Source organism: Microbacterium sp. (assembly GCF_031178525.1).
In the GTDB taxonomy this organism is placed as follows: Bacteria; Actinomycetota; Actinomycetes; order Actinomycetales; family Microbacteriaceae; genus Microbacterium.
Map to the genome: position 1 here is coordinate 1 of NZ_JAPSJA010000151.1, position 6,151 is coordinate 6,151.

Here is a 6,151-nt window from a genome sequence, read left to right on the forward strand (position 1 = left end):
CGGGCCAGTCGCGGCCCTCCGGCGCGAGCACCGTGAGACCCGCTCTCGCGCCGCTCTCGGCGAGCGTCGCGATCATGAGCGCATCGAGCCGCGGTCGCCAGCGTCCCAGCGCGGCCTCGAGATCTCGTGCCGTCACGCCGGGGACGTCCGGGGTCTGGACGCCGGCGGCGAGGTCCTCGACGAGCTGCAGTGCCGCGACCGGACCGCATTCGGCGACGAGGCGCCCGCTCACGCCCTCCCCGGGCTCGGTGAGGGCGCTCCATGCGATGCGCGCCGTGAGCACCTCCGGGTCGTCGACCGAGGACGCCACGCGCTCGGCTGCCCTCCGCAGACCGGGATCGCCCAGCAGGCTCGTCTTGCTCTCGTTCACGACACCACGCCTTTCTTCAGGAACAGGGCCTGACCCACCTCGGCGGCGGTCGGCTCATCGCGCCCGGCGAGGTCAGCCAGTGTCCACGCGACGCGTAGGATGCGGTCGTAACCGCGCAGGGTGATCCCGCCGCGCTGCAGCGCCGTTTCGAGCGTGCGGCGAGCCTCGCGCGCGATCGGCCGAGGCCCCTGGCGCAGCCACGCGCCCGGCACGTCGGCGTTCAAGCGCCAGGGCGTACCGCCCAAGCGCCGCGCCGCGCGCTCCCTCGCGATGGCCACGCGCTCGCGCGCCTGCGCCGTCGACACGCTCGGCGAATCGCCCATCCGGGAGGACGCGACCCGCTGCAGGCGCAGATCGATGTCCATCCGGTCGAGCAGCGGACCCGACAGCTTCGCGAGGTAGCGTCGCACCACGCTGGGAGCGCACACGCACGTGCCACCGCGCACGCCGTACTCGCCGCACGGACACGGGTTCGTCGCGAGGACCAGCTGGAAGCGCGCGGGGAACTCCGCCCGGAACCCGGCGCGGTGGATCTCGATGCGCCCCTGCTCCAGCGGCTGCCGCAGCGCGTCGAGCACGCCGCCCGGCGCCTCGGCCGCCTCGTCGACGAACAGCACACCGCGGCTGGCGCGCGCGATCGCGCCAGGCTGAGCCGTGCGCGATCCGCCGCCCACGAGCGCCGCGATCGACGCGGAGTGGTGCGGCGCCTCGAACGGCGGGGTGCGATCGAGCGCGACGACCGACTCGCCCGCCAGCGAGCGCAGCGACGCGACCTCGAGCGCCGCCTCGTCGTCGAGCGGCGGCAGAATGCCGGGCAGCCGGCGCGCGAGCATCGTCTTCCCCGCTCCCGGCGGCCCCGACATCAGCAGGTGGTGGCCGCCCGCCGCGGCCGCGATGAGCGCCTCGACAGCGGCGGGCTGCCCGACGATCTCCGCCAGGTCCAGCGGATCGCCCGCCGCGCCGGTGCGCGCCTCGCCCGGCACCGGGTCATGGTCGGGCACCTCGACATCGGCACCATGCCAACGCGCCACCTCCGCCAGCGAGACGGCGCCGAGCACCTCGATCCCCGGCACCAGCTCGGCCTCGGCCCGGTTCGCGTGGGGCACGACGAATCTCTCGAAGCCCCGGCTGGCGGCTGCGTGCACGGCCGGCAGGACGCCTGGCACGGGGCGCAGCCTCCCGTCGAGCCCCAGTTCGCCGATGTGCACGGTCCGCGCGAGCGACTCCGTCAGGACGAAGCCATCGATCGCGAGGGATGCGACGGCGATCGCCACGTCGAAGGCCGTGCCCTGCTTGGGCAGACCCGCCGGCGACAGGTTGACGGTGACGCGCCGGTCGGGCAGGCGCATGTCGCTGTTCTCACACGCGTTCATCACACGCCGCTGCGCCTCGCCGAGTGCCTTGTCACCGAGGCCGATGATCCGGAACTCCGGCTTCTGCGCCGTGATGTCGGCCTCCACCTCCACGAGCTCGCCTCGCAATCCCGTGAGCGCGACGGCCCAGGTGCGGGCGACCCTCATCGGAGGCCCTCGAGGTGCTCGAGCGTGCCGCTGCGGGGATCCCGCCCCACGATCGCGATCGCGTCCACGCTGATCCGACGCCGTCGCGCGGCATCCGGATTCGCCGCGGCCCAGGCGAGTGCGAGCCGCCACATCCGGCCGAGCTTGTCGTCGTCGATCGCGCTGAACGGATGCCCGTACCCGATACCGCTGCGGGTCTTCACCTCCACCGCGACGACACGGTCGCCGCAGACCGCGACGATGTCGATCTCGCCGTCCCGGCAGCGCCAGTTGCGATCGAGGATCTGGTAGCCGCGGTCCCTCAGATAGGAGGCGGCGCGGTCCTCCCCCGCCCGTCCCAGATCGTCCTTGCGTGCCATGCCCTCGAGCGTGCCCGGCCGCTGCCCGCCGCACGGATCGCCGCGGGTCGATTCCGGACAACCCCCATGGAGCGCGTCCTGTGGACGAGGCTCAGCGCGTGACGTCGGCGCTCCGCGCTAGCCTCCGGACATGACCTTCGCGAACGTGGGAACCCTCGGAACCGAGAGCGGTCGGCGCGACGAGCTCGTGGCGATCCTGACGCGGCGCTCCGACCGGCTGGCCGAGGTCGGGTGCCTGCTCTACGAGGTGGGGACCTCCGACGACCAGCCCGACACCGTGTTCGTCATGGAGTTGTGGGAGAGCGCCGACGCGCACCGCGCATCTCTCGCGCTGCCCGAGGTGCAGGCCTCCATCGCGGCCGCCCGCCCGCTGCTGTCGGGCGAGTTCGGCGGCTTCCGGTTCGACGTCGCCGGATCACCGCTGCGCGACTGAGCGTCACTTCCCGTCGAGCGAGAGCTCCTCGGGCAGCTGGAAGTCGCGGCGCGACAGCTCCTCGATGTTGACGTCCTTGAACGTCAGCACGCGCACCGACTTCACGAAGCGGTCGGCGCGATAGATGTCCCAGACCCAGACATCCGTCATCGTCAGCTCGAAGTAGAAGTCGTGCTCGGTGTCGTGGCGCACGACGCTGACGTCGTTCGCCAGATAGAAGCGCCGCTCCGTCTCGATCACGTATTGGAACTGGGAGACGACGTCCCGGTATTCGCGGTAGAGCGCCAGCTCGAGTTCGCGGTCGTAGTCGTCGAAGACCTCGTCATCCATGGTGAGACCATCCTATGACCGCCGGACGGGCCCGCCGCACAGCGTCAGAACAGTGTGGGTGCGTCCGCGATCGCCCAGGACCGGCGGTGGTGCGTGCTCAACCCGAGCTCGCGGATGGCGGCGCGATGCGCCGGGCTCGCATAGCCCTTGTTGCTGCGCCACTCGTAGGCCGGGTGGTCGTCGTGCAGCGTGACCATCCGCGCGTCTCGCGCGACCTTCGCGATCACGGACGCCGCCGATGCGGATGCGCAGTCGCGGTCGGCCTTGATCACGGGACGCACCGGCAGCCGCGCGCCCGACACCGGGTTGATGTAGTCGTGGTTGCCGTCGAGCAGCACGACGCCCGCGGCGGGCGCGAAGCCGAGCTCCTCGAGCGCCGCAAGGGCGCGCACGGCCGCGAGCCCGAGAGCGCGCATGATGCCGATCTCGTCGATCTCCTCGGACTCGGCCCAGCCGACCGCGCTGGCGCGCACCCATCCCGCAGCGCGCTCCGCGACGTCCGCGCGCCGCAGCTCCGGCACGAGCTTCGAGTCGCGCAGCCCCGCCGGAACGCGCCGTCGCGCGGAGGCGGCGTCGATCACGGAGGCGCCGACCGCCACCGGACCCGCCAGGGCGCCGCGGCCGACCTCGTCGCACGCGAACACCAGCGGCGTCTCCCGCAGCAGCCTGCGCTCGAGGGACAGGGTCGGCACCGCCACGGCCATCAGTCCGTGGCCCCCTCCGGTTCGGGGACACCCGCGAACACCTCGTGGTGCCCGTCGATCCCGCCGAAGCGGTCGAACGGCCAGGTGCGCAGGAACACCTTGCCGACGACGTTGTCGAGGGGCACGAAGCCGCCCCCCGGCTGGTCCGTGTTGTAGCGGGAGTCGCGCGACCTGTCGCGATTGTCGCCCATGACCCAGAGCGAGCCGTCGGGCACCGTGACGTCGAACGGGTCCTCGGATGCCTCGGTGTCGCCCGGCGGCAGCTTGAGGTAGTCGAGCTCGTCGACCGGGACGCCGTTGAGGGACACCTGGCCCAGCGCGTTGCAGCACACGACGTGGTCGCCCGGCAGCCCGATGATGCGCTTGACGAGATGATCGTCCGAGTCGGACGCCGACAGCCCGACGAGGCTCAGCACCCAGTCGACGGCGGCCTCGAACGGCGAGTGCTCGGGCTGCGGCATCGGCTCGAGCCATCCGCCCGGATCACGGAAGACGACGACATCGCCCCGCGAGTACCCGGTCCAGTTCGGCGTGAGCTCGTCGACCAGGATGCGGTCGTCGATGATCAGCGTGTCCTCCATCGACGCGGACGGGATGAAGAACGACCGGACGACGAAGGTCTTGACGAGGAACGACACGAGCACCGCGATGACGATGATGACCACGACGTCCCGCAGGAAGGCGAGCCAGCCGCGCGTGCGGCGCGATGCCGCGGCAGCCTGCTCCGCCTCACGCCGGCCGCGTCGAAACGGGGGTGCCGCAGACGCGGTGGGATCGGTGCTCATCGGTTCCTTCTCCTGCGCGCGCCGGTCCCGGAGCGCCCTTTCCAGGGTCGCATATCCCGGCCGCTCCGATGCACGGCGTGCCGAGGAGCGGGCCAACCTCCGCCCCCTCCCCTCCGGCCGGAAAGCACGGAACCCCGCGACCGGCCGGTCGCGGGGTTCCGTCGAAGAGGCGTGGGCTCAGCCGCGCTTCTCCTTGATCTTCGCCTTCTTGCCGCGCAGGTTGCGCAGGTAGTACAGCTTGGCGCGACGCACGTCACCGCGGGTCACGACCTCGATGTGGTCGATGACCGGCGAGTGCACCGGGAAGGTGCGCTCCACGCCGACCTGGAAGCTGATCTTGCGGACCGTGAAGGTCTCGCGCACGCCGTCGCCCTGGCGAGCGATGACGACGCCCTGGAACACCTGGATGCGCGAGCGGTTGCCCTCGACGATGTTCACGTGCACCTTGACGGTGTCACCGGGGCCGAAGGCGGGGATGTCGGAGCGCAGCGAGGCCGCGTCGACGGCGTCGAGCATGTGCATGTCTGATCACTTCCTGCGGCCGCCACAGGTCGGCCGCGATGAGTTCAAGGATTGGTCTGTGCGTGTCGTGAGGTCGGATGACCCTCGGCTCCCCTGAGGCAGAGCGGCGAAGCGGGCACAGCGACAGCTGCACCGGCCACGGCACAAGGGTTCATTATGCCACGCGCGACACGCGCGGCCAAACGCCCGGTCCGTTCCGCGGCGGGATGCTCAGAAGCGCTCGTTGACGACGATCACGCCGGTGTCGGAGGTGCGGCGCGTCAGCGCGGCCTCGCGCCACAGCTGCCACACCTGAAGCCACAGCACGCCGAGCGCCGCGGCGATCGCGAGCGCGAGGGTCAGCCCGAACCACGACTCGTTGAACAGACCCACGGCGATCGTCAGGACGTGCCAGACGCCGAAGCCCGCGACGTCGATCCAGGACACGACGCCCGTGCGCCGCACCGACGGTCGCGCGCGGTTGAGGAGCGTGAACGCCGACTGCGCGAGGAATACCGACGGCAGCGCGACGAACAGCACCCACAGGAACGCCCAGCCGCCGGCACCCGAGATGCCCCACCCGATCAGCAGCCACACGGGCAGCGCGAAGGCCGAAGGCCACAGCCAGCGGGAGAAGATGCGTCGAAGCGCCATACCGCGATGCTATGCCGCGGCCGATCCGGGCGGGCATGGGCATAGGGAAGACACAGCGTTGAGGAAGGTATCGGGCTCCATCGGGGAGAATGGAGGCCGACCCGAGAGGACCCCCATGATCGAACTGCGCACGCCCGCCGAGATCGAGCAGATGCGGCCCGTCGGCCGGTTCGTCGCGGAGACCCTCGAGACCCTGCGCCACGAGACGACCGTCGGCACGAATCTGCTCGCGATCGACCGTCGCGCTCACGAGCTGATCCGCAGGGCCGGCGCCGAGTCCTGCTACATCGACTACCACCCGTCCTTCGGCGCGAGCCCGTTCGGCAAGGTCATCTGCACCTCCGTCAACGACGCGGTGCTGCACGGTCTCCCCCACGACTACGACCTGCGCGACGGCGATCTCGTGACGCTCGACTTCGCCGTGTCCCTGAACGGCTGGGTCGCCGACTCCGCGGTCTCGTTCGTCGTCGGCACGCCGCGCGACGAGGACCTCGC

Annotated in this window: 9 protein-coding genes and 1 pseudogene; 2 read left to right on the top strand and 8 right to left on the bottom strand. The window is 71.4% G+C overall.

Annotation, left to right across the window (positions count from 1 at the left end):
* From RIF89_RS09970 to RIF89_RS09980, 3 genes and pseudogenes are all read right to left on the bottom strand, one after another.
* Window positions 1-370: pseudogene (locus RIF89_RS09970) on the bottom strand (hypothetical protein); the annotation flags it as partial.
* The gene (locus tag RIF89_RS09975) at window positions 367-1,890 is read right to left on the bottom strand and encodes a YifB family Mg chelatase-like AAA ATPase (RefSeq protein WP_309068962.1); all 1,524 of its coding nucleotides are present in this window, start codon (window positions 1,888-1,890) and stop codon (window positions 367-369) included. The pseudogene RIF89_RS09970 and the gene RIF89_RS09975, both read right to left, overlap by 4 nt.
* Window positions 1,887-2,249 carry a YraN family protein gene (locus tag RIF89_RS09980; protein WP_309068963.1) on the bottom strand — a complete coding sequence of 121 codons (363 nt, stop codon included), beginning with the start codon at window positions 2,247-2,249 and terminating at the stop codon, window positions 1,887-1,889. The genes RIF89_RS09975 and RIF89_RS09980 overlap by 4 nt, the downstream gene beginning before the upstream one ends.
* A gap of 130 nt (window positions 2,250-2,379) precedes the next feature.
* On the opposite strand from RIF89_RS09980, the gene RIF89_RS09985 reads away from it, so the two are divergent.
* Complete coding sequence (locus tag RIF89_RS09985) at window positions 2,380-2,682, top strand: putative quinol monooxygenase (protein WP_309068964.1); 303 nt, start codon at window positions 2,380-2,382, stop codon at window positions 2,680-2,682.
* Between the two features lie 3 nt (window positions 2,683-2,685).
* Here RIF89_RS09985 and RIF89_RS09990 read toward each other — a convergent pair whose 3' ends face one another.
* The 5 genes from RIF89_RS09990 to RIF89_RS10010 all read right to left on the bottom strand — a co-directional run bounded on the left by RIF89_RS09990 (window position 2,686) and on the right by RIF89_RS10010 (window position 5,656).
* Window positions 2,686-3,012 carry a DUF2469 domain-containing protein gene (locus RIF89_RS09990; protein WP_134745171.1) on the bottom strand — a complete coding sequence of 109 codons (327 nt, stop codon included), beginning with the start codon at window positions 3,010-3,012 and terminating at the stop codon, window positions 2,686-2,688.
* A 44-nt stretch (window positions 3,013-3,056) separates the two neighbouring features.
* Window positions 3,057-3,716 (bottom strand): ribonuclease HII, encoded by a 660-nt coding sequence (locus tag RIF89_RS09995; protein WP_309068965.1) that lies wholly within the window; start codon window positions 3,714-3,716, stop codon window positions 3,057-3,059.
* Entirely contained in the window at window positions 3,716-4,501 is a 786-nt protein-coding gene (gene lepB, locus RIF89_RS10000; RefSeq protein ID WP_309068966.1) for a signal peptidase I, read from the bottom strand. Before lepB ends, RIF89_RS09995 begins: the two co-directional genes overlap by 1 nt.
* 177 nt (window positions 4,502-4,678) lie before the next feature.
* A complete protein-coding gene (gene rplS, locus RIF89_RS10005) occupies window positions 4,679-5,023 on the bottom strand; it encodes a 50S ribosomal protein L19 (RefSeq protein ID WP_309068967.1) in 345 nt (114 codons plus the stop codon).
* Between the two features lie 210 nt (window positions 5,024-5,233).
* Window positions 5,234-5,656 carry an MFS transporter permease gene (locus tag RIF89_RS10010; protein ID WP_309068968.1) on the bottom strand — a complete coding sequence of 141 codons (423 nt, stop codon included), beginning with the start codon at window positions 5,654-5,656 and terminating at the stop codon, window positions 5,234-5,236.
* Between the two features lie 115 nt (window positions 5,657-5,771).
* On the opposite strand from RIF89_RS10010, the gene RIF89_RS10015 reads away from it, so the two are divergent.
* Window positions 5,772-6,151: M24 family metallopeptidase (locus RIF89_RS10015; protein ID WP_309068969.1), on the top strand; the 380-nt coding region annotated here is incomplete at its 3' end.